Consider the following 26,627-nt stretch of genomic DNA (forward strand, 5'->3'; position numbering starts at 1 on the left):
TCGACTTCTCAATTTGCCTGCGATGCCGCCATTGCACGCCAGACCGGCCGCAGCGCCTGGTGTGCCAACATGTAGGACGGGGTCATCTTGTCGTAGATCGCGGCGAGGTTCCGGTCGCTCGGCTCGGCTTCGCCAAGCAGCGGCGTCACCCATTCGCCAACGCATGCATCCATGGACGGGTACAGGCCGACGCAGACCGCGGCGATCATCGCGGCGCCCGCCGCGCCCGCCTCCTCGCGCGCGCTGGTGCGAATGTCGGCGCCCACCGCCGCACCCAGGATCTTGCGCAGCGCCGGGCTTCTGGCGGCACCGCCGGTGAGGCGGACTTCGCGCGGCAACGGCCCCATGGCGGCGTAGCAATCGCGCGCCGCGAAGGCCAGGCCTTCGAAGACGGCGCGGACGAGGTCGGCATAGCCGTGCCGTGAGGAAATGCCGACGAAGCCGGCCCTGGCATTGGCATCGACGAACGGCCCCCGCTCACCCGCCTCCGACACATAGGGCTGATAGAGCAACGAGGCCGGCTGCGCGGCCGCGATCCAGGCATCGACCAGCGCGATCATCTCGCCATTGCTGCGCGAAATGCCTTGCGAGGCGAGAATGCCCGAGGCGAGCCCAAGCACCCAGTCTATGTTGAGCGTCGCCGCCATGTTCGACTGCATCTGCGCGAACACGCCGGGGGCCGGCATCGCCATGGTATAGCCGGTCGCCGCTTCGTTGAGCTGCACATCCTCGGGGGTTTCGGCCAGCCGCATATGCATGCCGGTGGAGCCGATGATCGAGCAACCGGGCTTGCGCTCGCGGTCGAGCAGGCCGGCGCCGAGCGCGGTGCAGACGACGTCGACATAGCCGAGCACCACGGGCGTGCCGGCCAGCATGCCGGTGGCGTCGGCGGCTGCCTGCGACAGCGCGGTGCTGTGCCTGGTGCCGTCGACGATCGGCGGCAGCAGATGCCTGAGATCGGTGACGCCGAGCACGTCGAGCACCTCGTCGCTGTAGTCGCGGGTGTGGAAATCGCCGAAGGTGAAGGTGCCCTCCGACGGATCGGTGGCGCGTTCGCCGGTCAGCTTGAAATAGAGCCAGTCCTTGCAGTGGAAGGCGGTTGCCGCCTTGCCGAGCATTTCGGGCATGGTGCGCTTCATGAAGACGAATTGCGACCCCTGCTGACAGGCGGCGAGACCGCTGCCGGTCTTTTCGAAGCGAAGCCGGTCCTCGGGCCGCGCGCGGATCTCTTCCACGACGGCGGCGGCGCGCGCGTCGAGCCAGAGCCAGCCCTTCGCCACCGGCTCGCCCTTGCTATCGATTAGCCAGGTGCCATCGCCTTGCCCGGTCACCGCGATCGCCACGGTCCGGCTGGCGAGATTGGGCACCTTGTCGGCGAGCTGGCGCAGGGTTGTGGCGGCATCGCTCCATGTGCGCGAAAGATCCTGTTCGGCGCCGCCGCCCGGCAGCGTCTCATAGTGGTTCGGCAGCGCGGCGGCGGCGATCTGCCGGCCCGCTATGTCGAAGGCGATGGACTTGATGACGGAGGTGCCGGCATCGATGCCGATCAGTATGTCACGCATCAGGCAAGCTCCATGCCGTGCGAAATCGCCTCGCCGCTCGCCTGGTCGAAAACATGCAGGTTTTTCGGATCGATGCTGACATTGATCGGCGCACCCAGATCGAGACGCGTGCGGTCATGCTCGACCAGCACCAGCGAACCACCGGCAAAGTCGGCGGCGATATGGGTCTGGTCGCCGAGCCATTGGTTGGCCGAAACCCTGGCGGGAACGCCTTCCTTCGAGCGCCGGACGGCATAGGGCCTGATGCCGATGACGACCCGCTCCCGGCTGAGCAGTTGGTCGCGGACCGGAGCGCTGAAGGCGTCCTTGTCGTAGTCGAGCGACAGTCCGTCGGGCAGCCTGAGATTGATGCGGCCTGCGGACGTGCCGACATAGGCCTCGAAGACGTTCATCGGCGGCTCGCCGACGAAGGTGCCGGTGAACAGGTTCGCCGGGCGCTCCTTGATCCGGTCCGGCGTGTCGAACTGCTGCAGCACGCCGCCTTCCATCACCGCGATACGGTCGGCAAGCGCGTTGGCCTCGGTCTGGTCGTGGGTGACCAGGATCGCGGTCAGGCCGCGCTCCTTGATGAAATGCTTGATGCGGCCGCGCAGCACGGCGCGCAGCTGCGGCTCGAGCTGCCCCATTGGCTCGTCCAGCAGATGCAGGTCGGCCTCGCGGATCAGCGCCCGGCCGAGGCTGGCGCGTTGCTGCTGGCCGCCGGAGATTGAGCTGGGGTAGCGCTCCAGTATGTCCTCGATCTCGAGCAGCTTGGCGATGCTGGCGACCTTGGCGTCGACCTCGCTCTTCGGCAGCCGCGCCGCCTTGAGCGCGAAAGCCATGTTCTCGCGCACGGTGAGCGGCGGGTAGAGCGAATAGCCTTCGAAGGCCATCGCCACATTGCGCTTGACCGGCGCCAGAGTGTGCACCTTGCGGTCGGCAACCGCGATCTCGCCGCGCGACACGTCCTCGAAACCGGCGATCATGCGCAGCGTCGAGGTCTTGCCGCAGCCCGACGAACCGAGCAGGGCGACGATCTCGCCCTTGGCGATGTCCATCGTCAAGTTCTTGACGGCGTGCACGCCCCGGTCGATCGGACCATAGAACTTGTCGACACCTGAAATGGTGAGCGCGCTCTGGCTCATGCCGCTTCTCCATTGCGCAAGGCGACGACGTTTTTCGAACCTATGCGGTCGCCGCTGGCGTGATCGAACAGCAAGGCGCTCTTGCCGTCGACGGCGATATGGGCCTTGCCCTCGCTGCGCCCCGGCGTTCCGGCCGGGCGCGAAACCAGGATCTCGCGGCCGCGCACAGTGCGCACCAATGTGACGATCTTTTCGTTGAGCGGCGTCTCCGCCTCGACAGTCACCGGAATGGCGCCGGGGGTGCTTTCCTCGACGAAGCTTAGCGCTTCGGGCCGAAGGCCGATCACGCAGTCGCGGCCGACCGCCGTGTCGTAAGCACCGGCGAGATGGACCTGGACATTGGACAGGCCGACATAGATGCCCCTGCTATCCCGCGCGGGCTTGACGTCGAGCAGGTTGATGGTGGGGTCGCCGAACAGCCGCGCGATCTCGATATTGGCCGGCTCGCGATAGATCTGCTCGGGCGTGCCGAGCTGCCTGATGACGCCTTGCGACATGACAGCGATGCGGTCGCCGAGCGCCATGGCTTCCTTGTAGTCCTGGGTGACGTAGACGACGGTGGCGCCGCGATCGGCGAGCAGGCGAGGCAGTTCGAGCCGCATCTCGAAGCGCAGCTTGGCGTCGACATTGCGCAAGGGATCGTCGAGCAGCAGAAGCGGCGGCGAGCCGACCAGCGCACGGGCAAGTGCTGTGCGCTGCTTCTGGCCATTGGAGAGCGCGCGCGGCTTGTGGGAGAGCACATGGGCGATCTTCAACAGCTTGGCGACGCTCTCGACACCGGCCTTGATCGTGCCCGGCGAGGACCGCTTGGCCTCCAGCGGCGTCGCGATGTTGTCGAACGCGCTCATATGCGGAAACAGCGCGAAATTCTGGAACGCCATGCCGACGCCGCGGAATTCGGCATCGACATCGGTCATATCCTCGCCGCCGATGAATATCTTGCCCTCATCCGGATCGATGACACCGGCAACCAGCCTGAGCAGCACCGTCTTGCCGGCGCCGGACGGGCCGAACAGCACGAGGGTTTCGCCGTCGGCAACCGTCAGCGACAGATTGTCGAGGACGGTCTGGCTCTTGTAGCGCTTGACGATTTTTCTGAGTTCGAGGCTGGCCATGTCTATCCTTTCACCGCGCCAAGCGAGAGGCCTTCGACGAGATAGCGCTGCGCATAGAGGGCGAGCGCCAGCGTCGGCGTGATCGAGAGCACGATGGCCGCCGAAATCTGGCCGTATTGGATGCCCGATGAGGTGATGAAGGCAAGCGCGCCGACCGTCACCGGCTGCTTGTCGGCCGAGGCCAGCACCAGCGCGAAGACGAAATTGTTCCAGGCGAAGATAAAGGCGAGCAGGCCGGCGGCGGCGATGCCGGGGCCGGCAAGCGGCAGCGCGATCTTACGGAAGGTGGCGAACCAGGAATGGCCGCCGATGCGATAGGCATATTCGATGTCGGCCGGAATATCCTCGAAATAGCCGCGCACGATCCACAGGATCAGCGGCAGGCAGATCAGCTGGTAGACCCAGATCAGGCCGATATAGGTGTTGGCGAGCCCCAGTTTCTGGAAATAGAGGGTGAGCGGCAGCAGCACCAGCAGCGCCGGCGCGAATTTGAACGACAGCAGCGTGAAGGCGATGTCCTCGGAGCCACGGAATTTGTGCCGGGCGAAGGCGTAAGCCGCCGGCACGCCGAGCAGCAGCGAGACCGCGACCGAGGTCACCGACAGGAACACCGAATTCCCGAGGTTGCGCATGAAGGCGATGTCGAGCGTGCCGGCGGCGGTCATCAGCTTGCCGGTGATGAGCGCCGTGTAGTTGGCGAGCGTCGGTTCGAAGATCAGCTGTGGTGGGATGCGCAGAATGGTCTCGTTGGTCTGGAACGACATCATAAAGATCCAGACGATCGGGAACATGAAGAAGATCACGACCAGCGTCAGCGCCACGCCGCGCAGGATGCGTTCGAGAAGCGAGGTGTGTTCCATCCGGCCTCCTATGCCTGGCCACGGGCGCGTTCGCGCAGCCGCAGCCAATTCTTGATGAATATGTTGGAGAGAAAATAGGTGATCGCCCACAGGATGATCATCAGCGCCGCCGAGCGGCCGACATTGGTTGACTGGAAGAAGTTGAGATAGGCCTCGACCTGGAAGACGGTCAGCGTGTCGCCCGGCCCACCCTGGGTCATCGCATAGATGATATCGAACTGCTGGATGGAATCGAGCAGGCGGAACAAAGTCGCCGTCAGGATGTAGGGCGTCAGCATCGGCAGCGTGATGCGGAAGAACACAAAACTCCGCGGCACACCATCCAGCGCCGCCGCTTCGAAGGGCTGCGTCGGCAGGCTGCGCAGGCCGGCAAGCAGCAGGATCATGATGAAGGGCGTGTAGACCCAGATGTCGACGAGCACGACTGTGAACAGCGCCGTCGACGGCGACGAGGCCCAGCGGAAATCCTGCAGCCCGATCAGGCTGGCGAGATAGCTCAGCACGCCGAAGCCGGGATTGGTCATCAGCTTCCACATGAGGGCGGCAAGCGCCGGCGCTGTCATCAGCGGCATCAACAGCATGATCGAGATGAAATTGTTCAGCGTCGAGCGCTTCTGCAGCAGCAAGGCTATGGCGAGGCCGAGAAGCAGTTCCAGCACGACGGTGGTGCCGGCATAGAGCAGCGAGACCTTGAGCGTGTTCCAGAACTTCGGATCGGTGAAGAAGGAGATGTAGTTGTCGCCCCAGTTGAACTGCCGCGCCCAGGGCTGGCTCAGCCGGTAGCGCTGGAAGGAATAGACGACCGAGGTCAGGAACGGGATCAGGATGCCGATGCAGACCAGCAAGGCCGGCAGGCTGAGCACATAGGGCAGTACCCGCTTGCTGATCCTGAAGCCGGATGGCTTGGGCCTTTGCGATACCACCGCGGTCATCGAGTTGCTCCGTTGTTGCTGTCGCTTCGCCCTGCCGGCCGCCTAAGGGAGCAAGGCGACCGGTCGGGCGAAATGGCGGCCACCTTCCGGCACCGCATCGCAAGCGTGAAACTTGTGACGAGGGCCGGCCCGCCAGGCAGGCCGGTCCTCGTTGCGACTTAGCCGAGACCGGCTTCCTTGAGCTGGCCGTTGATGCTTTCGGCGAGCTTGTCGAGGCCCTCGTCGACCGGCACTTCCTTGGCCACCATCTTTTGCAGCGTCGCCGCCCATTCGGTGGTGAGGTCGAAGAACAATGGCTGCGCCGTGAACTTGATCGAAGCGCCCGGCGCCGAGGCGTCGAACATCTCGACATAACCGGGATAGCTCTTGTTCAACTTGTCGCGGAACCCCTGGTCCTTCCAGACCGACTGGCGGACAGGATTGACGAAGTCCATCTTGGTGGCGCCGAACAGCCCATGTTCCGGGCCGGAGGCCCATTGCATGAAGTACCAGGTGGCGTCCTTGTCCTTCGAGAAGTTGGACATTGCCAGCGACCAGATCCAGATGTTGGGTGTCGCCGCCTTGGCTGCCGGATTGGCCTTGAAGTTCGCGAAAGCGAGCTTGCCGGCCATCTTGTTGTCACCGCCATTCATGAAGTAACCGAGGATGTCGGCGTCGAAGATCATCGCCGAGGCGCCGGCGCCGAGATCGGTACCGACCTGATACCAGGTGTAGGTCGACCAGTCTTTTGGACCGCTCTCCTGGATCATCTGAACCCACTGCTTGTGGAAAGCCTTGGATCCGGCGGTGTTCATCGCGGCTGACAGTTTGCCGTCGGCCGAGACATTCAGATCCTTCTGGTCGAAATTGGCATAGGCCGACAGGAAGCCCGGATGGATCGTCGCCCAGGAGCGCGAGCCACGCACGCCGATGCCGTAGACACCGCCGCCGACATCCTTGGTGAGCTTTGCCGCCGCGGCAACCATCTCGTCCATGCTGCCGGGAATGGTGACACCAGCCTTGTCGAACATCGCCTTGTTGTAGGTGATGTTGTTCTGCTCAAAGCCCCACGGAATGCACCACTGCTTGGCGTCGTCCGAACCCAGCGCGCCGCCCGGCTTGCCATTCCAGGCACAGGAATTCTTGACGCCGGGCAGGAAGTCGTCCCAGGCGTATTTCGGGTTGGTCTTGGCCGGATCCTTGATCCATTCGTTGAGGTCGGTGATCCAGCCGGCGGGGCCATAGGTCCAGGTCATGTAGGCGCCGGTCATGAAGGCATCATATTCGGGCGAGCTTGCCGAAAGCGCCGCTGTGACCTTGTCGAAATAGACGTCTTCGGGGAACACGTCATAGACGACGTTCATGCCGGTCAACTGCTTGAAGTTTTCCAGATCGGCGATCATCGCGTCGGCATAGGGATGCTTGTTGAGCAGGAGCTTGATGGTCTTGCCCTTATGCGCCTGCCAGTCGAAATCCGCGGCAAGCGCGCGGGTCTGCCCCAGATTGAGCAGCGTGCCGGCGGTGCCGGCGGCAAGGCCCATGGCACCGAGGCCCTTGATCAGTCCGCGACGGTCGACTTGTCCGCGCAGGAAGGCGTCAATGAGGTCTTTCTCTTTCTCATGCATTTCGTCTTCTCCTCCACAGGGTAGTTTCCACTAAAACGGTGCCGGCTACCCGACCGGCGTCTCTTCCACGAGTGATCGCGCCGTCCGCTCGTCTGTTATCAGGCCCTTGAGATAGCGGCCTTCGAGCACCGACTTGATGGCGCGAACCTTGATCTTGCCGCCGGCGACGGCGACGATCCGGCGGCTGGCAATGTCCTCACGTGTCAAGGCCAGCGCCCGGTCGGAAACGGTCGTCGCCACCGCCTTGCCGGCCTCGTCGAAGAAATGGCCGAGCAATTCGCCGACGCCGCCATTGCGGCGGATCTCCTCCATCTCGCCCTTTTCGATCATGCCGGTGGCGACCAGCGACGCCTCGCGTTCGGCGGTGCCGATACCGGCGAACAAAAGGTCTGCGGAGCGCGCGAGATCGAAGACCTCGCTGATGCCCTTCTGCCCGAGCAGGACGGTGCGGTCCTCGGCCGTGTTGGCGAACATCGGCACCGGCATGACATAGGCTTCGGCGCCGGTGCGTTCGGCGAGCCGATGAATGACATCATGCGGGTTGGCCGAGAATTTGCGCGTCAGGCCGCCAAGCAGCGAGACGAAGCGGATCTTGTCGGTCGAGGTGCGCGGCAGATATTCCACGCAAGCCGCCAGCGTGCGGCCGTGGCCGACACCGATCAGCGCCTCTTCGCCGCGCTCGATCTCGCGCTTGAGGAACTGCGCGCCGGCAATGCCGAGCGCCTTGAGCGGCAGATCCTCGGAATCGAAGTCCGGAACCACCTCGCAATAATCGAGGCCGTAGCGGCGGGACAGTTCGTCCTCGAGCTCGACGCATTCCGACACTTCGCCGTCGATATAGACCTTCACCAGCCCTTCCTGGTTGGCCTTGGTGATCAGGCGGTGGGCCTTGAGGCTGGTCAGCCCCAGCCGCTTGGCGACCTCGGACTGGGTCAGGCCGCCGGCATAGTGAAGCCAGGCGGCGCGCGTCGCCATGCTGGTTTCGTCGTCGCGCAGGAGACCGTTGCCGAACCCTACCATTTCCACCCTTTGATATTTTTATCAGTTGCTGCAAAATTTTTCACAAGGCTCGATCAGAGTCAAGCGACCCCTTGTGCAAATCGCGACATGACGGCCGAAACGGGTTTCGGCCGTCCGTCTGGCTGTGTCAGTGAATGGCGATGCGAGGGGCCTCTTCCAGCGTGCAGGTCAGCACCGCCGGCTGTTCAAGCCTGGTTTTGGATTGCCGCTTTTGATGACGCCAGGTCGAGCGCGGCTACGCGTCGGCCGCCGGACTGTCGTCCTCGGCGCGAACCAGCTTGATGTCGGCGCCTGCCGCCCATGCGCCGACATCTTCCCGACGCAGGGCCGCCGCCATCATGTCGGGAAACAGGTCCGGCGTGCAGGCGAAGACCGGAATGCCGAGTGCCGCCACCGAGCCCGCCATCTTTGGGTCATAGCCCGGCCTGCCCTGGTCCGTCAGCGCCAGCAGCACCACGACATTGACACCGGAGCGGACAAGCGCTGCCAGCCGCTGCAGCAATTCCTGGCCGTTGCCGCCTTCATAGAGGTCGGTGATCAGCACCATATGCGACTTGGTCGGCCGCTCGATGCGATCGGCGCAATAGGCGACGGCCTGGTTGATGTCGGTGCCGCCGCCGAGTTGCACGCCGACCAGGACCTCGACCGGATCGCTGAGTTCCTCGGTCAGGTCGACGATGGCCGTATCGAAACAGACGAGCTTGGTCCGCACCACCGGCAAGGAAGCCATCACGGCGGCGAAGATCGAGGCGTAGATCACCGAACTTGCCATCGAGCCCGACTGGTCGACGCACAGCACCACCTCATCCAGATCGACCAGCCTTCGCTGCTTGCGCATGAAGCCGACCAGCTTCTCCGGCACGATGGTCTTGTGCTCGGCCTGGTAGTGGCGAAGGTTGGCCGTGATGGTGCGCGGCCAGTCGATGTCGCGCGGGCGCGGGCGATTGGTGCGCTGCGACCGGTCGAGCGCGCCACGGATCGCCTCGGTTGTCTTCTGCTCCAGCCGCTGCATCAGCTTGGCGACGATGTCGGCGATGATGGTGCGGGCGATATCCTTGGTCTTGGCCGGCATGACCGCGCGCAGCGAGATCAGGTCGGCAACGAGATTGACGTCGGCCTCGATCGCCTTGAGGAATTCCGGCTCCATCAGCATCTGCTTCAGATTGAGCCGCTCGAAGGCATCCTTCTGGACGATCTGCACGACCTGCGCGGGAAAGAACGACCTGATATCGCCCATCCATTGCGCCACCTTCGGCGCCGAGCGGCCGAGCCCGCCGCGCCGCTTGCGCGGATCGGCTGCCGCATCGCCGGCGCCATCGCCGTAAAGCGCATCGAGCGCCGCCGACAGCCGCTTGTCGGTGTCCGAAAGCGCTGACGAGGTCTCGTCATCGGCGCCGATGGCCAGGCGCCAGCGACGCTCCCGGCCGTCGCCGGCCGGCTCGGTTTCGTTGATGTCGGCCTCGTCATCCATTGCCGCTCTCGCTCATCAGCAAAGGTCCAAGCCGTTCCAGATGCCGGCGCCAGGCCTCCTCGCCGTTCGGCGTCGGCGTCAGCCCGACCGGCAAGCGCCGGGCACGGCCGAGCACTGCTTCGATCAGCCGGCGCCGCTCCATCGAGTCGAGATGCGAAAACACCCGGCGCAGCAGCGGCAGATGCGCGATGAAGGCGTCCTCGTCGAGGGATTTGAGCCAGGCATCGACCGCGCCGCGCAGGCTTTCATCATAGATCAGCCTTTGGCCGGCGGTGCTGAAGAAGCCCTCGAAGAACCCTGCAGCCTCGGCGACAGGCGTGCCCGGCGACAGGCGCCGCTCGATCAGGCCCGCAGCTGCTTCGGCGGACAGGTGCCCGGCTTCGTAAAGCAGATGCGCGGCACAGCCTGCCACCAGCGCGGTCGATCGCGATCCGTCCAGCACCGCCGCCAGTCCGTTGCGCCAGGCGTCCAGAACGTCCTGTTCCGGTTCGACGAGCTTGATCGCCTCATCGGCCTTGCGCATCGCGCCGACCAGCGCCGTCGAAGCCTGGGCATCGAGATCACGGGCGGCATAGGCAAGCGCAATGCCGCCTTCGACGATCAGCCGCTCCAGCAGACCGGACAGGCGTGCCGTTTCCGTCTTGCGGGCTTCGCCATAGCGGATGATGTCGGCGAGCGGCGGCACCGATGCCAGGATTTCCAGGCATTCGCTGCTGCGTGCCGCGCGCTCCTCCAGTGCGGCAAGGCCGGCCGTCGAGGCCTCCGACAAATTGGCCGTGATGGCGCCCTGAACCAGCGCCGCCAGTGCGTCGAGCGATGTCGTGGCACCAATCATCTGAATCAGCCGGCCATTGGCGGCCTTTTCGATGGTCGGCCCATGGACCAGGTTCTCGACCAGGCGAACGGCATATTCCGGCTCCCATGACAGGGTCCAGCGCTCGCGAAACGTGCCGCGGCTGCGGCCGCTGTCGGTCAGCTTGCCCCAATGTACGCCAAGCACGTTCAAGCGGTGCAGCAAGGTCGACCGGAACAGCCCACTTTCGCTGCGCAGGTCGACCGACAATTCGCGCTCCAGCGCCTCCGGCTTCAGCCGCGCCGCCTTCTGGTTGCGCTGCAGATCCTCGATCAGCGGCGCCAGCGGGGTATCCGGTGGAATTTCACCGACATCGGCGCCCAGCAGAAGTTCGGCTTCGACGAGTGCCCACAATATGGCTTCGCCGTTGAACAAAGCGGCGATGGCCGCATCGCGCAATTCCTCGAAGCCGGGCTTTGGCCGCTCGCGAATCACGGCCAGCGTACGGGCCAGCCTTTCGGCTTCGATCAACGAGGCGGTCGAGACCATGTGCCCCTTGGCCCGCAGCACCGCCGCGATCATGGCGAGCCACAGGGTCGCGGCGTCGTGGCGGCCCCGCGTGCGCCACAGATGCTTGCACCAACCGGGCGCGACGACACCGGCGCCATAACCGAAGCCGAGCGCCAGGCGCGGGCCGGTCCATGGCGCCCAGGTCATCGTGCTCTTGCGCCGGGCGAGCCCCTTGAGCAGCGCCTGATCCTCCTTCAGCGGCCGCGTCGCCTGCAGCGCCGGCACATGGAAGGCGCCGCAGACGACAGCGATCGGCCCGTGGAATTCCTTGCGCGCGGCGGCGATTTCAAGCCGCATATGCGCTTCGCGCTTTGCCTCCAATTCGGCAAGCGGTCCTTCGCCCTCGCGCAGCGTCGTCATCGCGTCGGCGATTGCCGCGAAGATCGGGCCGGGCTCAGGGTTCTGCTCGATGATGTCGGCCCACCAGCTTTCGCCATCCTCATAGCCGGCGGCCTGCGCCAGCGTGCCGATCGGGTCGCGCAGATGCGGCGCCACCTCAGCCTCGACGGTGACTTCCGTCCCGTCGGTTTTTTCCGCGGCCTCAGCCGGTGCGACACGGGCCGAAGACGGCAGGTCGATGAACCGGACAATCGCTTTGTTGGCGACGGCCCAGAGCGTCGCCTGGTACTCCGGCGAGAACTCAGCAAAGGGCCAGAAACTGGTCGAGGCCGGATCGTCTTCGGGATAGCACAGCAGCGCCACCGGCGGCTGCATTTCGGGGCGGGCGAGCAAAGGCAGCAGCGCCGATGCATCGGCCGGCCCCTCGATCAGCACGGCGACCGGTTTCAACTCCTGCAACGCCTGCACCAGGCTGTCGGCGGAGCCGGGCCCGTGATGGCGTATGCCGAAATAGGAAACGTCGCTAAGCGCCATGGCGTCAGATCGCGGCGTTCAAGGCGGCGTAATAGCCGGCGTAGTCGGGCCGCTTCTTGAGCACGGTTTCCAGATATTCCTCCAGCACCAGCTTGTCCTGCACCGGATCCTTGACGATCGCGCCGACAAGGCTGGCGGCAAGGCCCTCAGCGCCGAGCTTGCCGCTGTCGAACCAGGCCGCCTGGCTGAGACCGCCAACCATGGTGGCAATCGCTTCGGCCGTGGACAGCGAGCCCGACGGCGTCTTCAACGTCACCTTGCCATCCGCCGTCGCGCCGGAACGCAATTCGCGGAAAATGGTCAGCACGCGGGCAATCTCCTCGCCGACATTTTTTGGCACCGGCAGGTCGAGGCCGCCGGCCATCTCGCCGACCCGCTTGGAGACGATCGCCACTTCCTCCGCCATGTCTTCGGGCAAGGGCAGCACGACGACATTGAAGCGGCGTTTCAGCGCCGAGGACAATTCGTTGACGCCCTTGTCGCGGTTGTTGGCGGTGGCGATGATGTTGAAGCCGCGCTGCGCGTAAATCGAGGTGTTGAGTTCGGGGATCGGCATCATCTTTTCCGACAGCACGGTGATCAGTGTGTCCTGCACATCAGAACCCATGCGCGTCAGTTCCTCAAGGCGGCAGAGCTTGCCGTCCTGCATGGCGCGGTAGAGCGGCGTCGGCACCAGCGCCTCCTGGCTTGGGCCCTTGGCCAGAAGCTGCGCGTAGTTCCAGCCATAGCGGATCTGGTTCTCGTCGGTGCCGGCCGTGCACTGCACGATCAGCGTCGAGTCGCCCATGATGGCGGCGGCTAGATGCTCGGACACCCAGGATTTGGCGGTGCCGGGAACACCGAGCAACAACAGCGCTCGGTCGGTGGCGAGCGTCGCCACCGCGGTTTCCATCAGCCGGCGGCGGCCGACATATTTGGGTGTTATCAGGGTCCCGTCATCAGCCTTTCCGCCAAGGAGATAGGTCAGCACCGCCTTTGGCGACAGGCTCCAGCCGGCGGGCTTTTGCCGGTCGTCATTGCGCGCGAGCGCCTGTAACTCAGTGGCATAGGCCTGCTCGACCGGAAGGCGGATGGCTGCGTTCATTTGCTGTTCTCCGGATTGATCATGTGTTGGTTCAAGGCCCGGCCAGGGATGCGTTGAGGCGCAGAAGACCGAGCGACGGTGCTGCCGGCGCCATGCCGGCCGCGACGACATCGCCGATCAATTTTTCCGCCGCCGCCGCGGTGGCGAGAAAGCCCAGCGTTTCCAGAAGCTGGTCGACGCCGCGCTTCACGGCGTCGTCGTTTCCCGCGACAGCGGCGCGCAGCGCCGGCAGCGTCTTGCCGTTGGTCAGGTCGGCCCAGTCCAGCCAGCCTGCTTCGACGCCCTCGGCGAGGCTGAGCGCACCAAGATATTGCGTGTCCTTCAGGATCAGCCTGACCAGGACACGCTGCCGGCGACTGTCCAGACGCGGCATCAAATGGAGGACGAAAAGCGCCGGCTTGCCGCCCTCGGCGACCAGCGTGTCGGCCATGTGCGTCACCGCGGCATCGCTGCCCGACGCTGCGACCATGCGGGCGACAAGGATATCGACATTGTTGTCGGCGCCGAACTGCCATGCGCCGATGAAATCAGACTCGGAGACGCCAAAGCGCGCGGCGAGGTCGACCAGGTTGCAGGTCTCGAACAGTTCAGCGCGGCGCCGTTCCTGTGCCGGGGATTTCAGCTTTGCCGGCGCGTAGGTGGTGCGGCGGCGGATGAAGCCGGATTTGCCTTCCGTGATGAAGGCGGCGAGTTCGGCTATCGGGTCTTCCGGCCCGCCATCGCCTGGCTGGCCGTGCTGGCCCAACCGCGCCAGCAGCCGGCCGGCCAATTCGCGCACCTTGCCGGAGCGGTCGGTAGACAGGCTTTTCAGGAAGGGCACGTCATCGACGCCCAGGCCGAAGTGCATGAGCGCGATGAGCGCAAGCCTGACCTCCGCCGGCTCGCTTGATCCCTTGGTCTCGATCAGCTGCCGGGCCACAGCCGGCGCGGTTCGGCGCATATCGGCCAGCGCCGTACGGCGTGCGGCGGGATAGAAATCGTCCCAATTCTCCGCTGTCAGTTGCTCCCGACTTGTGTGTTTTTCGCCGTCCACCCCGGCCTGCCAGTCGATCCACGGTGCATAGACATCCGGACTGGTCTGATCCGAGGCGGCCGGCATCCAGTCCATCGGATGCAGCACGAAGCCGCGGCTGGCGACGAGGGTCACCACGCGCGACTTGCCCCTTGCGTCGGCGGCCTGTTTCAGCGCCGCCCGCAAAAACGGCCGCAGCCGCTCAGGCAGCATCGGCAAGGCAAGCTCAGGCAGCGGCGGGCGACGCTTCAGCGTCTTTGGTGCTGCCGGCCGCAAGGCGATTTCGAGGGCTTGCGCGGCGATCGCCAGCAATCGGCGCTCACGCTCGTCGGGGCTGGCGCCAGCTGCGAACTCCTTCCACGCGGCCGGAGCCAGCTCAAAGCTCGTTCCGCCGGTGATCCAGCAATCGCGCATGGTCGCTAGGCCCGTCTGCTCGATCTCGTTCACGACAGATCCAGCCTCCCGAAGCCGCTTTGCGCCGCCAGAAGATGAAGCCGGCTGCCGCTCCAGAGTGCTGCCGTCGCCGCGAGGTCGAGACCGAGCAGCGTCGGGCTGACGGTATCGGCGATCGGCAAGGCGATGCCGTGCGGATCATCAGTGGATTGCCACCAGGCCTCGCCGCGATCGTCGAGCAGGATCGCACCGGGCGGGAGCATGACGGGACAATCGGTGAGCCAGGGGGCTGTGTCCTGGCAAGCGACATGGGCCGCGAGCGGATCGGCCGCGTCAAAGCCGAAATCCGGCCATTGCCCTGACGGGATATCGCCCTTGCGCTCGACCACCAACGCCCGCAGCGGCTGGCGCGCCGGATAAAAGACCAGCCTTGCATCGAAGCGATCGCCCGAAGTGAAAGCGTTGGACCGGCGACCGGCAGAGGCCGGGAAATAGTCGAGCAGGAGAGCAAATTGCGGGGCGGCGCTGTTCAGGTCGAGCAGCCAGGTCGAATGGCTGACAAGGCCGTCGCGGCGCGTTTCGATCTTCTCGCCAAGCACCTCCCAGATGCTTTCGACCTGGATCGCGTCGGGATTGGCGAGCACCTGCTCGCGACTTTCCGACGTCGACACCAGCCGTCTCAGTTCGGCGTCGTCAGGCGTCGATCGCCATGCCTTGGCCAGCAGCACGAGTTTGCCGAGCTCGCGGATCGCCGCATCCGGGCGTTCTTCGCTGCGCAGACCCATCAGCCGTGACGGAATCTCGTCGATGCGGCCGGCGAGCGCCGTCGCCTTCATGTCGACCAGCCGTGCTGCAATCCGGCGGCACCGATCGCTGCTGTTGTCGACAAAGCCGGCAAGACCAAGCCGCAACTGATCCGATATCCATTGATCGAGTTCGTCCAAAGCCGCCGAGACCGAGGACCGCGTATCCTCGGCGCGCTTGCGCTGCGCGGCCTCGCGGCGCTCGATCGCGGCGGGATCCTCGACAGCAGCGTTTTCATCGTCGCGCGCGGCCTCGCCAATGCTCTTGCCTGCCGCGCCGGGCGCGGGTGCGGCCGGCTGCGCTGCGGTCTTCCGGCGACGGCCGAGCCAATCGTTCACCCATTCCGGCGTCGAGCCGGCGGCGGTGAAACTCGCCGGCGCGGTGGCAGCGATCCACATCAGCGCGAGAGTGTGCTTGCAGGGGAACTTTCGCGACGGACAGGTGCATTTGTAGCCGTGGTCACCGGTGTCGACGACGACGCGATAGGGATTGGAGCCGGAGCCCTGGCATTCGCCCCAGATAAGCGCCAGCTGTTCGTTCTTTTCGAGCCGGGGCCAGTTCGATTGCTTGGTCAACTTGGAAGCGGAGCTCAGCGACGCCTGGTCGGGCGCGAGCGCTTCGATGGTTTTCAAGTCAAATTCCAAGCCGCGCCTCTCGTCGCTCGAACAAACGCCCATTGCCAGTATAGATGGCCTGATGTGACGGATTCTTGTAGCAGCAGAGGGATAGAGGTCGATACAGCCGACTGCAATAGTTGCGCCGGCCGATCCGGCCCGCAGGCAGACAGCTGTTTTTCGGCGATGTCTCCCGACAGAATGCTTATGCGACGGATATGGCTTATTGCAGCGTCCGCAATGGCGACTGAACAGCGCGGTCATGCGCGATGCCGGCATCGGCATCGCCGATCGCTCTATCGAGACCGGTCGCCACCACCGAGACCCGGAAGCGGCCTTCCATGCTCTTGTCGAAGATGGCGCCGACGATGATGTCGGCGTCCTCATAGACCTCTTCGCGGATGCGGGTGGCGGCCTCGTCGACCTCGAACAGGGTCATGTCGCGGCCGCCCGATATCGAGACCAGCACGCCCTTGGCGCCCTTCATCGACACTTCGTCCAGCAGCGGATTGGCGATCGCGGCTTCCGCGGCCTTCATCGCCCGGCTTTCGCCCGAGGCCTCGCCGGTTCCCATCATGGCGCGGCCCATGCCGCGCATGACCGATTTGACGTCGGCGAAGTCGAGATTGATCAGGCCTTCCTTGACGATCAGGTCGGTGATGCAGCTGACGCCGGAATAGAGCACGCGGTCGGCGATGACGAAGGCGTCGGCAAAGGTGGTCTTGGCATCGGCGATGCGGAACAGATTCTGGTTCGGGATGACGATTACCGTGTCGGCGGCCTCGCGCAGCCGCTCGATGCCCTCCTCGGCCATCTGCATGCGGCGCCTGCCCTCGAAGGTGAAGGGCTTGGTGACGACGCCGACGGTCAGGATGCCGGCCTTGCGCGCGGCTTGCGCAATGATTGGGGCTGCGCCGGTGCCGGTGCCGCCGCCCATGCCGGCGGTGACGAAGCACATATGCGTGCCGGCCAGATGATCCATGATCTCGTCGAGCGATTCCTCGGCCGCGGCACGGCCGATCTCGGGCAGCGAGCCGGCGCCAAGGCCTTCGGTGACATGCGCGCCGAGTTGGATCAGCCGCGTCGCCTTCGACATGGTCAGCGCCTGCGCGTCGGTGTTGGCGGCGATGAATTCGGTCCCCTGAAGTTGCTCCGTGATCATGTTGTTGATGGCGTTGCCGCCACCACCGCCGACGCCGATAACGGTGATCTTGGGTCTCATCTCGGAGATTTCCGGCTTCTTGAACTCGGCCATGCCTTGCTTCTCCTTCGCCAATTGCGCGCGCTTCACGACCCACGAGCAGACTGTCTCTAAGACATTGCAATCGACCGGCATGACGCGAATCAGTCCGTTCGGATGGGTGTCCCAAAAAGCCAGAGAGCGGCCGGACGTGCAAGTGCGGGGAAGGTCAAGATTTGTGATTGCGATATTGCAAATCGCAACGCGGATGCTGCGTGCCTGCAAACCAGGCCGAAAGGCCAGCAATTCCGGCTTCCTCGCGAATGTTGTGGCGAGGCGAGTTCCGACGCATAGCGCAAATGCTGATCATGCGTGCCAATCACCGGCAAAGCCAACGACGTGCCGGAGTGTCTCTACCGCGACTACCGCGTACGCAGGCATCGTGCCGCGCGACCCGCCCCTTGGGCGCATTGCTACACGGCTTGCCGCGTAACGATTGAGGCGTCTATCATGTGTCGACAAATCGCTGACTTCGGCGTCCCGCCATTCTCGGCCCAATCAGGATCATCTGCGGCTGTCGTCGTCAGACCAGATTTTAGAACGCCAGATTTCAGAACGAATGAAGTAGCGCCCCCGCCAATGGCCGACAAAACACAATTCGGGTTGAGCGCCGTCGACAGCGTGCCCCTGCATGAGAAGGTCTATCTGGAGCTTGTGCGGGCGCTGATGTCCGGCCAGTTCACGCCCGGCCAGAAGCTGACCTCGCGCAAGCTCGCCAAGGAACTCGGCACCAGCGACATGCCGGTGCGCAGCGCCTTCATGCGGCTGCAGGCACTGCGGGCGCTGAGCCCGATGCCGAACGGCAGCGTCGAGGTGCCGGTCATTTCGGCCGAACGGTTTTCGCAATTGACCGCCGTGCGCACGATCCTGGAAGGCTCGGCGACGGAGTTCGCGACAAAACGCATCAACGGCAACAATCTGCGGACGATCCGCCGCCACAGCACCGAATTGACCCTGGCGGCGCGCGGAGGCGATATCGACGACTATCTCAGGAAGAACTACGCCTTCAAATTCTCGATCTACCGCCATTGCGGCAACGAGCAGATGATCTTCCTGATCGAAACCGTCTGGATGCAGGTCGGCCCCTTCCTCAGGAACCTCGCCACGGGCTTCGAGGACGATCTCGCCTCGATCCTCGACATCGATTATCACGAGGAAGTCGTCGCCGCGATCGAGGCGCAGGACGCCGCCCGCGCCCGCGCGGCCATCGTGCGCGACATCGACGAAGGCGCGGCGCATATCCTGCGCCAGGCCAGATTTCCGGACGCTAGGCTCTAGAAATGTCCCTTGGCTTTCCGCCTTCTTGCCTCTATGTTGCGATCGCAGATCGCGCAATTGGTTTTGAAATGCCTCCAGACATCCCGGTTAGTGACTTGAAAAAATAAGGAAAAATATCCGGCAACTGTCGGATAGGCTTCCCGAAAACTCACAAGCATTTTTTACCAGGGACAGTTCAGCCGATCAGGCTGAGGCACCTTCGAAAACCAGAGGTTTTAAATTGAGCGATGCAATTGCGGACGTTCTGAGCTGGCTTGAAAGCAGAAGCGACATACAGAGCCTGAGGGCGGCGGTGTGCGACCTCAACGGCGTCATGCGGGGAAAACGCATACCCGTCGAGCAGGCCCGCAAGGCGCTGGAAGGCAAGCTGCGCATGCCCTACTCGCTGATCGGGCTCGACATCTGGGGCGAGGACATCGAAGGCAACACGCTGGTCTTCTCTACTGGCGACGCGGACGGGCTTTGCCAATGGACCGGGCGCGGCATCCTGCCGGTGGACTGGACGGCGCATCCGACAGCACTTGTCCCGCTCTGGCTCGCCGACGAAAGCGGCGCGCCCTATCTTGGCGATCCCCGGCGGGCGCTGGCCCGCATCCTCGACCGCTACAAGGCACTCGGCCTGACCCCGGTCGCGGCGACCGAACTCGAATTCTATCTGGTCGATCCGCAGTCGCAGCGGCCGGTCGGGCCGGTCTCGCCGGTCACCGGGCGGCGTCTCGATTCCGACGCGGCGCTGTCGATCGACGAGATCGACGATTTCGAATCCTTCATCCATGACGTCTACGAAGCCTGCCGGGCACAAGGCATTCCCGTCGACACGGCGATCGCCGAAAACGGCGTCGGCCAGTTCGAGATCAATCTGAACCATGTCGCCGACGCGCTGCGGGCCGCCGACGATGCCGTGCTGTTCAAGCGCACGGTGAAGGGCATTGCCCGCAAGCACGGCTTTGCCGCCTGCTTCATGGCCAAGCCCTATGGCGATCGGGCCGGCAATGGCTTTCACGTCCATTTCAGCCTGGTCGACGCCGAAGGCCGCAACGTCTTCGACGACGGCACGGATCAGGGTTCGGAAATCATGCGCCACGCGGTCGGCGGGCTGCTGGCGGCGATGGCCGAAAGCACGCTGGTGTTCGCACCGCACTTCAATTCCTATCGCAGGCTTCGCCCGCGCTCCTATGCGCCGACCGCGGTCGCCTGGGGCTACGAGAACCGCATGGTGGCGATCCGCATTCCCGGCGGTCCGACCGGGGCGCGCCGCATCGAGCATCGCGTGTCGGGAGCGGACGCCAATCCCTATCTGGTGCTTGCGGCGATACTGGGCGCGGCGCTGATCGGTATCGAAAGGCAGATGTCGCCGGGCGACCCGACCGGAAGTGATGGACAAGGCGCGGCACCAGCCAAGCTGCCGCCGGACTGGGCCTCCGCGATCGCCACCTTCGAAAGCGGAACGCATGTGGCGGAAATCTTCCCGGCGATCCTGCGCGACTCCTTCGTCGCCTGCAAACGCCAGGAACTGAACACCTTCGCCCTCAATGTCAGCGACTTCGAGATCGAGACCTATCTCGAAAGCGTCTGAGGCTCCACGGACCATCAGCTTTGGCGCGGCGATAAAGCAAGGGGCTTGCGGCGCAGTCGTCAACCGGGCATAAACATGATGATTTTTATCATGTATTATGCTTGGAGACAAACAGAAGTTGACCTTCGTTGCGCGCATGGAAAGCCGGATAGAGGGCTTTTCTGTCATCGGCGACCTGAAATGGCACCTGTGGGACGGCGTGGTTGCCGACCTCTGGGATGTCTCGTGCGGTGACAAGGCCGAGGGTTACTATGTCTCCCCCGATCCCCGACTGTTTGTCGCGCTCGACGTGGATGGCGACGGCGCCTTCTTCGTCGAAGGCGCCAAGGGCGAGCCGTGCCGCCACGACAGGGCCCTCTCCATGGCCTACATTCCGGCCGGCGTGCCGATCCGCGGCCGGGTCGAGGGGCTACGCCGCATCCGGCATCTCGACCTGCATTTCGACGTGGCGACGCTGACGCGCCGCTTCGGCCGCAGCCTCGACCGCGAAACCTTGCAGATGTCGCGCTTCCAGTTTCGCGACGACCGCATCGCCATGCTGGCCGGCCTGATCGCCGCCGAATGCGGCAGCGACCAGCCGCTGCATGATCTCTATGGCGAGGGCCTGCTCAATGCCTTGTTCGCCAGCCTTTTCCAGATCGACCCGCCGGATGTCGCCAGGCGTCGGTCACCGCTGTCGCGCCGCAAGCTGCGCCTGGTCACCGACTATATCGACGCGCACTGCCTGGACCGGATCCGGCTTGCCGATCTCGCCGCGCTCACCGGCCTGTCCGAAACCGCGATGAGCCATGCCTTCAAGGCGGCGACGGGCATACCGCCCCACCGCTGGCAGATGCAGGCTCGGGTCGACAGGGCCAAGGCGATGATGGCGCATGATGTCGCCTCGCTTGCCGACATCGCCGAGGCGACCGGCTTCTTCGACCAGGCGCATCTGACGCGGGTGTTCAAGGCTGTGGTCGGCGTGACGCCCGGCGCCTGGATGAAGAGCGCCGACAGCCCGTGACATTTCCGCAACATGACGCCGCGATGTCCCTCGTTTGGACAGGAATGGACAAGCCGCCCAAATCCGTCCAATGACCCGCAGATAAGTTGAGATAAATGATCAAGTATCTCAACGACGACAGGCGGGGACTTTCCTGATGAGCAGACTTTACCGGATGAAGGCGCTCCTGGCGGGCGGCGTCGCCGCTGTCGCTATGATCCCGCCGATGGCCGCCTTCGCGCAAACAGCGCCTGCGAGCACCCAGCTCGAACCGGTGGTGGTCGAGGGTGAGGCTGGCGGCAGCGCCACCGGACCGGTCAACGGCGTCGTTGCCAAGAAGACCACGACCGGCTCGAAGACGGCGACCGACATCAAGGAGATCCCGCAATCCGTCTCCGTGGTCGGCCGCCAGGAGATCGACGACCAGGGCGCGCAGAAGGTGGATGAGGCGTTGCGCTACACGGCCGGTGTCTTCGCCCAGCCGTTCGGCCCGGACAGCGACACCAACTGGCTGTTCATCCGCGGTTTCCAGGCGACCGCCACCGGCACCTACATGGATGGCTTGCAGCTGTTCAGCTACGGCTTCGGCGGCTTCTATGTCGACAGTTTCGGGCTCGAGCGCATCGAAGTGCTGAAGGGTCCGGCCTCGGTGCTTTATGGCGGCAGCAATCCCGGCGGCCTGGTCAACTATGTCAGCAAGCGTCCGGAGTTCGAACGCAAACGCTATGTCGAAACCGGCGTCAACGATGCCGGCAATGCCTATCTCGGCTTCGACGTCGGCGACGTGGCCAGCAACAACACGGTCAGCTACCGCATCAATGGCAAGGTCGCCGGCGGCGACACCTACAGCGACCTGCAGAACGGCTGGCGCGGCTTCATCTCGCCCAGCATCGCCTGGAGGCCGGACGAAGCAACCACGCTGACTATCCTGGCCAATTACAGCCACATCGACGAGAACCACAATGGCGGCAGCTTCCTGCCCTATGACGGCACGGTGACGGACCACATTGTCGGTGGGGTGAACTACGGCCGCATCGACCCCGATGCGAATTTCACCGAACCAAGCATCGATCCCTACACGCGTGAACAGGGCTCGATCGGTTATGAGTTCGAACACGATTTCGACAATGACTGGACCGTGCGTTCCAACGCCCGCTTCACCGCCGCCGACATCAATGAGGTCAGTGTCTATCCGAACGGCTGGTCGCTGACCGGCGGGCCTACCGACCTGGCACGAATAAATTTCGACCACGACACCACGGCAATGACCTTCCTTCTCGACAACCAGATCGAAGGCAAGGTGACGACCGGTCCAATCGAGCACACGATCCTCGCCGGTCTGGACTTCAAGTACTACAACATCGATCAGATACAGTCCTCTGGCCTCTACGATCCCAACTACGACAATCCCATTGATGCCTTCCATCCGGTATACGGCTCGCCGCTGACGCCGCGCGTCAGCTACCTCAACCAGAACCTGACGCAGAAGCAGCTTGGCTTCTATGCGCAGGATCAGCTGCGTTTTGGCGATGGCTGGCTGGTGACGCTGAATGGCCGCTACGACCGTGGCTGGCTCGACGCCGATAATCGTCCGACCTACTACTCGGCGAGTTCCAGCACGCAGAGCCAAACCGTCGGCGATTTCTCCGGCCGCGCCGGGCTCGCCTATGAGTTCGCCAACGGCGTAACCCCCTATGCCAGCGTCGCAACTTTCTTCAATCCAATCATAGGCACCGACGCGATGGGCAATCTGTTCAAGCCCGAAGAGGGTACGCAATATGAAGTCGGCGTGAAGTATGTACCGACCTTTGTCGATGGCCTGTTCACCTTGTCGCTGTTTGACCTGACGCGTCAGAATGTGCCCTCGAATGTCACCCTGTTCACGCAGATGCAGACCGGCGAAGTGCGGTCACGTGGCGTCGAACTCGAAGGCAAGGTGGATGTAACCGATGATTTCCGGATCACGGGCGCATTCACCGCCTACAATCTCGAAATCACCAAGGATGCCAACCCGGCGCTCATCGGCAAGACGCCCTTTATCGTCCCGGAAGTGATGGCCTCGGCCTCAGCCGACTACACATTCCGTGGTGACTGGTATGACGGCATCTCGATCGGCGGTGGTCTGCGCTATATCGGCTCGTCATGGGCCGACAACGCAAACACGGCCAAGGTGCCGGCCGTGACACTGGCCGACCTGAAACTCGGCTACGAGAAGGAGAATTGGGGCGTCGATCTCAACGTCACCAATCTGTTCAACAAGACCTATGTCGCCAGTTGCCAGACGACGCTGACCTGCTCCTACGGCGAAGGCCGCTCGTTCAAACTGAAGGTGCACAAGAACTGGTAGCCACCCACTTAGTCACAGCGTGCCAAACAGGCCAGTGATGCTCCATCCGTCCGACAGACGGCGGATGCTTGCGCTTACTCGGACCGCTCGGCCTTCAGCACCGAGACCGCCGCCTCGCTGTTGTGGACATAGTCGTTGGCGTCCGGCTGCCTCTGCACCAAGAGGATGAACAACAGGTCGGTCAGCGTCAGCTGCGCGTCGCGCGCGGTGATGGAGGAGGAGCGCGCGCGCTCCTCGTCGGCGATGGTGAAGAGGCGGATGTCGGCGACACGGCTCAGCGGATTGTCGTGCAGGCCGGTGACGGCGATCACCATCGTGCCGCGCTTGCGGGCAAGCTCGGCGATGCGCAAGGTTTCGATGCTGGCGCCGGAATAGGAAAGCGCGAACAGCACGTCGCCGGGCCCCAGCGTCGCCGCATTGGCCATCTGGATGTGGCTGTCGCTGTCATGCAGCACATTGCGGCCAAGCTTCATCAGCTTGTAGGAGAAGTCGCGCGCCACCAGCGAGGAGGCGCCGACGCCGACCAGATGGATGCGGCGCGCGCCATCCAGCAGCTCCAGCGTGCGGCCGATGATCCGCTCGGTGTTGGCGGCGACGGTCTGCTGCATCGACAGCAGCTTGCTGCCGATCAGCTTCTTCAGGATGACGGGAAAGCCATCGCCGACCTCGATCGAGCCGTGGATGACGCCGGCAGGCACCTGCCAATCCTGCGCCTTGGCCTCACTGACGGCGAGCTTGAGTTCCTGATAACTGGCATAGCCGAGTTTCTGGCTGAACTTGACCACACTCGACTGGCTGCGGCCGATCTCGGCCGCAAGCGCTGCCGTCGACAGGCGCAGCATCTGGTCGGGATTGTCGACGATGTACTGGCCGATCTCGCGATCGCCGGGCGCCATGCCGTCGAGCTTCGCATTGATCTGCTTGAGAACGGACATGAACCCTCTGGAGCGCTTCGGTGCTTGGAGGAATAAAATATTCCAATTTCGATTGACAGCCAAGAACGCAGAATTAATTCTCGGACTGGCCATGTTCGGGAATCGAATGGCTCTCCCGGAGAGACCGGCGCCCGGCTTTCGCCATACAAGGGTTCAGCCATGGACAGATTGCGGATCGTCGGCGGACGAAGACTGGAAGGCGCGGTCACCATATCCGGCGCCAAAAACGCCGCTCTGCCGCAGATCGCTGCCGCCCTGCTCAGCCCCTACCCGCTCGAACTGACCAACCTGCCAGATGTGACCGACGTCGAGAACATGCTCGGCGTGGTGCGGCTCCATGGCGCCGAGGTGACGCGGTCGGCGCATGCCGCGACGATCGACACCAGTGCCGCCGTGTCCAAGGAGACGTCCTACGACACGGTGCGCAAAATGCGCGCGACGGTGCTGGTGCTGGCGCCGCTGCTCGCCCGGTTCGGCCATGCCCGGGTTTCGCTGCCGGGCGGCTGCGCGATCGGCGCACGGCCGGTCGACATGCATGTCTCGGCACTCGCAGCACTCGGCGCCAGGATCGCCATCGAGAACGGCCTGATCGTCGCCTCGGCACCGAACGGGCTTGTCGGTACGCGCATCGTGCTCAGCTCGCCGTCTGTCGGGGCAACCGAAACCGCCATGATGGCGGCGACCACCGCCAAGGGCGAAACCGAGATCCTCAACGCCGCGCGCGAGCCCGAGGTGGCCGATCTCGCCGCTTGCCTCAACGCCATGGGCGCACGCATCGAGGGTGCGGGCACCCATCGAATCCTGATCGCCGGCGATACCAGCTGGCATGCGGCCCGCCACGACATCATCCCGGACCGCATCGAGGCCGGCACCTATGCCATCGCCGCCGCGATCACCGGCGGCCAGCTCGAATTGACGCACGCCCGGCTCGAGCACATGGCCTCGGTGGTGCAATTGCTGGAGGCCACCGGCGTCAGCGTCTGGCCTGGCGATCGCGGGCTCATCGTCTCGCGCGATCGGCCGCTCAAGGCCGCCGACCTCACGACGGAACCCTATCCGGGGTTTCCGACCGACCTCCAAGCGCAGTTCATGGCGCTGATGTGTTGCGCCGAGGGCGCGTCGCTGCTGCGCGAAACCATCTTCGAGAACCGCTTCATGCATGTGCCCGAACTGATGCGGCTTGGCGCCAACATCAAGCTGCAAGGCACCATGGCTTTGGTGCGCGGCGGCGAAAAACTGCATGGCGCGCAGGTGATGGCCACCGATCTGCGCGCTTCGGTGTCGTTGGTGCTGGCCGCGCTGGTCAGCGAAGGCGAGACGATCATCAACCGCGTCTATCATCTCGACCGCGGCTATGAGCAGTTGGATCGCAAGCTGCGCCTGTGCGGCGCCGACATCGAGCGGCTGAGCGCATGAGCGGCGCGGACTATTTTCTCGGCGTCGATGGCGGCGGCACCGGCTGCCGGGCCCGCATCGAGGATGCGGAAGGCAACGTGCTGGGACAGGGCCTGTCAGGCCCGGCGACGACACGGCTCGGCATCGACGCGGCCTGGGCCTCCATTGCCAAAGCCTTTGGCGCGGCGATCGAAGAGACAGGCTTCGGACCAGCCGAGACTGCCCGGATTCGCGCCGGCATCGGCCTTGCCGGCATCGGCCGCAAGGGTGCGCTTGAAGCGTTGCGGGCGATCGCGCATCCCTTTGCCAGCATCGATTTCGTCAGTGACGGCGTCGGCGCCTGTCTCGGCGCGCACTCCGGTCAGGACGGGGCCATCGTCATTGCCGGCACCGGTTCGATCGGCCTTGGCTTCGCCGAAGGCCGCGATTTGCGTGTCGGCGGCTACGGCTTTCCGATCTCCGACGAAGGCAGCGGCGCCGATCTTGGCCTGAAGGTCGTGCAACTGGCGCTGCGCGCCCATGACGGCCGACACGAGCGGACAGCGCTGCTTGCGGAGGTGATGCAGCGCTTCGAGGGCGACCCGATGGAGGCGGTCGCCTGGATGGACCGCGCCAGCGCCACGGATTACGCAGCGCTGGCGCCGATGGTGATGCGCCATGCCGACCAGGGCGATCCGGCCGGGCGGCGCATCGTGCAAAGTGCGGCCGAGCAGATCGACACGCTGGTGCGGGTGCTGTTCGAAAAAGGCGCGCCGCGCGTGACCTTGCTGGGCGGCCTCGCCAGCCCGCTCGAACCCTGGCTTTCGCCCGATGTAAGGCGTCGGCTGAAGCCCGCCGACGGTGACGCCGTGTCCGGCGCGATCATTCTGGCCAAACGGTCGCTCTGCACACAGTAAGCTTCGCGGGAGTTGGAATAAAATATTCCAATCTCCTGTTGACGATACGAATATCCAATTCTAAAAAGTTAACAAAGAAGAACTGCGACGACGGACCCAAGGTCCGTGTGCCCTGGCGCCAATTCAGCCACGCCGGGCAGCAGATTT

The 26,627-nt window shown here is 64.3% G+C and carries 20 protein-coding genes; 6 read left to right on the forward strand and 14 right to left on the reverse strand.

The annotated features are described in order from the left end of the window. Positions 1–8: 8 nt before the first annotated feature. From CKW40_RS05170 to ftsZ, 13 genes are all read right to left on the reverse strand, one after another. Positions 9–1,562 (reverse strand): FGGY-family carbohydrate kinase, encoded by a 1,554-nt coding sequence (locus tag CKW40_RS05170; RefSeq protein ID WP_095198842.1) that lies wholly within the window; start codon positions 1,560–1,562, stop codon positions 9–11. Next, positions 1,562–2,686: an ABC transporter ATP-binding protein gene (locus CKW40_RS05175; protein WP_095198843.1), complete on the reverse strand. Its 1,125-nt coding sequence runs from the start codon at positions 2,684–2,686 to the stop codon at positions 1,562–1,564. Before CKW40_RS05175 ends, CKW40_RS05170 begins: the two co-directional genes overlap by 1 nt. Continuing rightward, entirely contained in the window at positions 2,683–3,801 is a 1,119-nt protein-coding gene (locus CKW40_RS05180; RefSeq protein ID WP_095198844.1) for an ABC transporter ATP-binding protein, read from the reverse strand. The genes CKW40_RS05175 and CKW40_RS05180 overlap by 4 nt, the downstream gene beginning before the upstream one ends. A gap of 2 nt (positions 3,802–3,803) precedes the next feature. Then, positions 3,804–4,661 (reverse strand): carbohydrate ABC transporter permease, encoded by an 858-nt coding sequence (locus tag CKW40_RS05185; protein WP_095198845.1) that lies wholly within the window; start codon positions 4,659–4,661, stop codon positions 3,804–3,806. A gap of 8 nt (positions 4,662–4,669) precedes the next feature. Then, positions 4,670–5,593 carry a carbohydrate ABC transporter permease gene (locus CKW40_RS05190; protein ID WP_023777019.1) on the reverse strand — a complete coding sequence of 308 codons (924 nt, stop codon included), beginning with the start codon at positions 5,591–5,593 and terminating at the stop codon, positions 4,670–4,672. 158 nt (positions 5,594–5,751) lie between these two features. Then, on the reverse strand, positions 5,752–7,197 hold the full coding sequence (locus CKW40_RS05195) for an ABC transporter substrate-binding protein (protein ID WP_095198846.1): 1,446 nt from the start codon (positions 7,195–7,197) through the stop codon (positions 5,752–5,754). A 45-nt stretch (positions 7,198–7,242) separates the two neighbouring features. Then, complete coding sequence (locus CKW40_RS05200) at positions 7,243–8,217, reverse strand: sugar-binding transcriptional regulator (RefSeq protein WP_095198847.1); 975 nt, start codon at positions 8,215–8,217, stop codon at positions 7,243–7,245. Between the two features lie 235 nt (positions 8,218–8,452). Then, complete coding sequence (locus CKW40_RS05205) at positions 8,453–9,688, reverse strand: VWA domain-containing protein (protein ID WP_095198848.1); 1,236 nt, start codon at positions 9,686–9,688, stop codon at positions 8,453–8,455. Then, entirely contained in the window at positions 9,681–11,924 is a 2,244-nt protein-coding gene (locus tag CKW40_RS05210) for a DUF5682 family protein (RefSeq protein ID WP_095198849.1), read from the reverse strand. Before CKW40_RS05210 ends, CKW40_RS05205 begins: the two co-directional genes overlap by 8 nt. A 4-nt stretch (positions 11,925–11,928) precedes the next feature. Then, the gene (locus tag CKW40_RS05215; RefSeq protein WP_095198850.1) at positions 11,929–13,008 is read right to left on the reverse strand and encodes an ATP-binding protein; all 1,080 of its coding nucleotides are present in this window, start codon (positions 13,006–13,008) and stop codon (positions 11,929–11,931) included. A 31-nt stretch (positions 13,009–13,039) separates the two neighbouring features. Then, positions 13,040–14,467 carry a DUF5691 domain-containing protein gene (locus CKW40_RS05220; protein WP_095198851.1) on the reverse strand — a complete coding sequence of 476 codons (1,428 nt, stop codon included), beginning with the start codon at positions 14,465–14,467 and terminating at the stop codon, positions 13,040–13,042. Beyond that, positions 14,464–15,849 carry an SWIM zinc finger family protein gene (locus CKW40_RS05225; RefSeq protein ID WP_244571087.1) on the reverse strand — a complete coding sequence of 462 codons (1,386 nt, stop codon included), beginning with the start codon at positions 15,847–15,849 and terminating at the stop codon, positions 14,464–14,466. Before CKW40_RS05225 ends, CKW40_RS05220 begins: the two co-directional genes overlap by 4 nt. A 205-nt stretch (positions 15,850–16,054) precedes the next feature. Further along, on the reverse strand, positions 16,055–17,086 hold the full coding sequence (gene ftsZ, locus CKW40_RS05230) for a cell division protein FtsZ (RefSeq protein WP_095199150.1): 1,032 nt from the start codon (positions 17,084–17,086) through the stop codon (positions 16,055–16,057). A 564-nt stretch (positions 17,087–17,650) separates the two neighbouring features. Between ftsZ and CKW40_RS05235 the strand changes: the two genes are divergently transcribed. From CKW40_RS05235 to CKW40_RS05250, 4 genes are all read left to right on the forward strand, one after another. Next, positions 17,651–18,349, forward strand: coding sequence for a GntR family transcriptional regulator (locus tag CKW40_RS05235; protein WP_095198852.1), 699 nt, complete (start codon positions 17,651–17,653; stop codon positions 18,347–18,349). A gap of 220 nt (positions 18,350–18,569) precedes the next feature. Then, on the forward strand, positions 18,570–19,925 hold the full coding sequence (locus tag CKW40_RS05240; RefSeq protein ID WP_095198853.1) for a glutamine synthetase family protein: 1,356 nt from the start codon (positions 18,570–18,572) through the stop codon (positions 19,923–19,925). A 118-nt stretch (positions 19,926–20,043) separates the two neighbouring features. Continuing rightward, positions 20,044–20,928, forward strand: a complete 885-nt coding sequence (locus CKW40_RS05245; RefSeq protein ID WP_244571088.1) for a helix-turn-helix domain-containing protein — start codon at positions 20,044–20,046, stop codon at positions 20,926–20,928. A gap of 136 nt (positions 20,929–21,064) precedes the next feature. Next, the gene (locus tag CKW40_RS05250; RefSeq protein WP_244571089.1) at positions 21,065–23,254 is read left to right on the forward strand and encodes a TonB-dependent siderophore receptor; all 2,190 of its coding nucleotides are present in this window, start codon (positions 21,065–21,067) and stop codon (positions 23,252–23,254) included. Positions 23,255–23,328: 74 nt separating this feature from the next. Here CKW40_RS05250 and CKW40_RS05255 read toward each other — a convergent pair whose 3' ends face one another. Then, on the reverse strand, positions 23,329–24,189 hold the full coding sequence (locus CKW40_RS05255; RefSeq protein ID WP_095198855.1) for a MurR/RpiR family transcriptional regulator: 861 nt from the start codon (positions 24,187–24,189) through the stop codon (positions 23,329–23,331). Between the two features lie 159 nt (positions 24,190–24,348). Here CKW40_RS05255 and murA point away from each other — a divergent pair, with 159 nt between their 5' ends. Together murA and CKW40_RS05265 are read left to right on the forward strand one after the other, a co-directional pair. Then, positions 24,349–25,605 carry a UDP-N-acetylglucosamine 1-carboxyvinyltransferase gene (gene murA, locus CKW40_RS05260; protein ID WP_095198856.1) on the forward strand — a complete coding sequence of 419 codons (1,257 nt, stop codon included), beginning with the start codon at positions 24,349–24,351 and terminating at the stop codon, positions 25,603–25,605. Further along, positions 25,602–26,480, forward strand: coding sequence for a glucosamine kinase nucleotide-binding domain-containing protein (locus CKW40_RS05265; protein ID WP_095198857.1), 879 nt, complete (start codon positions 25,602–25,604; stop codon positions 26,478–26,480). Before murA ends, CKW40_RS05265 begins: the two co-directional genes overlap by 4 nt. Positions 26,481–26,627: the final 147 nt, after the last annotated feature.

This window comes from Mesorhizobium carmichaelinearum (assembly GCF_900199455.1).
GTDB classification, from domain to species: Bacteria; Pseudomonadota; Alphaproteobacteria; order Rhizobiales; family Rhizobiaceae; genus Mesorhizobium; species Mesorhizobium carmichaelinearum.

Excerpts from the sequence above, each read along its gene's own strand:
- CKW40_RS05265 (WP_095198857.1), top strand. The coding sequence starts at position 25,602 with ATGAGCGGCGCGGACTATTTTCTCGGCGTCGATGGCGGCGGCACCGGC.
- CKW40_RS05215 (WP_095198850.1), bottom strand. The coding sequence starts at position 13,008 with ATGAACGCAGCCATCCGCCTTCCGGTCGAGCAGGCCTATGCCACTGAG.
- CKW40_RS05250 (WP_244571089.1), top strand. The coding sequence starts at position 21,065 with ATGAGCAGACTTTACCGGATGAAGGCGCTCCTGGCGGGCGGCGTCGCC.
- CKW40_RS05185 (WP_095198845.1), bottom strand. The coding sequence starts at position 4,661 with ATGGAACACACCTCGCTTCTCGAACGCATCCTGCGCGGCGTGGCGCTG.
- CKW40_RS05200 (WP_095198847.1), bottom strand. The coding sequence starts at position 8,217 with ATGGTAGGGTTCGGCAACGGTCTCCTGCGCGACGACGAAACCAGCATG.
- CKW40_RS05210 (WP_095198849.1), bottom strand. The coding sequence starts at position 11,924 with ATGGCGCTTAGCGACGTTTCCTATTTCGGCATACGCCATCACGGGCCC.
- CKW40_RS05255 (WP_095198855.1), bottom strand. The coding sequence starts at position 24,189 with ATGTCCGTTCTCAAGCAGATCAATGCGAAGCTCGACGGCATGGCGCCC.
- CKW40_RS05175 (WP_095198843.1), bottom strand. The coding sequence starts at position 2,686 with ATGAGCCAGAGCGCGCTCACCATTTCAGGTGTCGACAAGTTCTATGGT.
- ftsZ (WP_095199150.1), bottom strand. The coding sequence starts at position 17,086 with ATGGCCGAGTTCAAGAAGCCGGAAATCTCCGAGATGAGACCCAAGATC.
- CKW40_RS05235 (WP_095198852.1), top strand. The coding sequence starts at position 17,651 with ATGGCCGACAAAACACAATTCGGGTTGAGCGCCGTCGACAGCGTGCCC.
- murA (WP_095198856.1), top strand. The coding sequence starts at position 24,349 with ATGGACAGATTGCGGATCGTCGGCGGACGAAGACTGGAAGGCGCGGTC.
- CKW40_RS05190 (WP_023777019.1), bottom strand. The coding sequence starts at position 5,593 with ATGACCGCGGTGGTATCGCAAAGGCCCAAGCCATCCGGCTTCAGGATC.
- CKW40_RS05180 (WP_095198844.1), bottom strand. The coding sequence starts at position 3,801 with ATGGCCAGCCTCGAACTCAGAAAAATCGTCAAGCGCTACAAGAGCCAG.
- CKW40_RS05205 (WP_095198848.1), bottom strand. The coding sequence starts at position 9,688 with ATGGATGACGAGGCCGACATCAACGAAACCGAGCCGGCCGGCGACGGC.
- CKW40_RS05170 (WP_095198842.1), bottom strand. The coding sequence starts at position 1,562 with ATGCGTGACATACTGATCGGCATCGATGCCGGCACCTCCGTCATCAAG.
- CKW40_RS05195 (WP_095198846.1), bottom strand. The coding sequence starts at position 7,197 with ATGCATGAGAAAGAGAAAGACCTCATTGACGCCTTCCTGCGCGGACAA.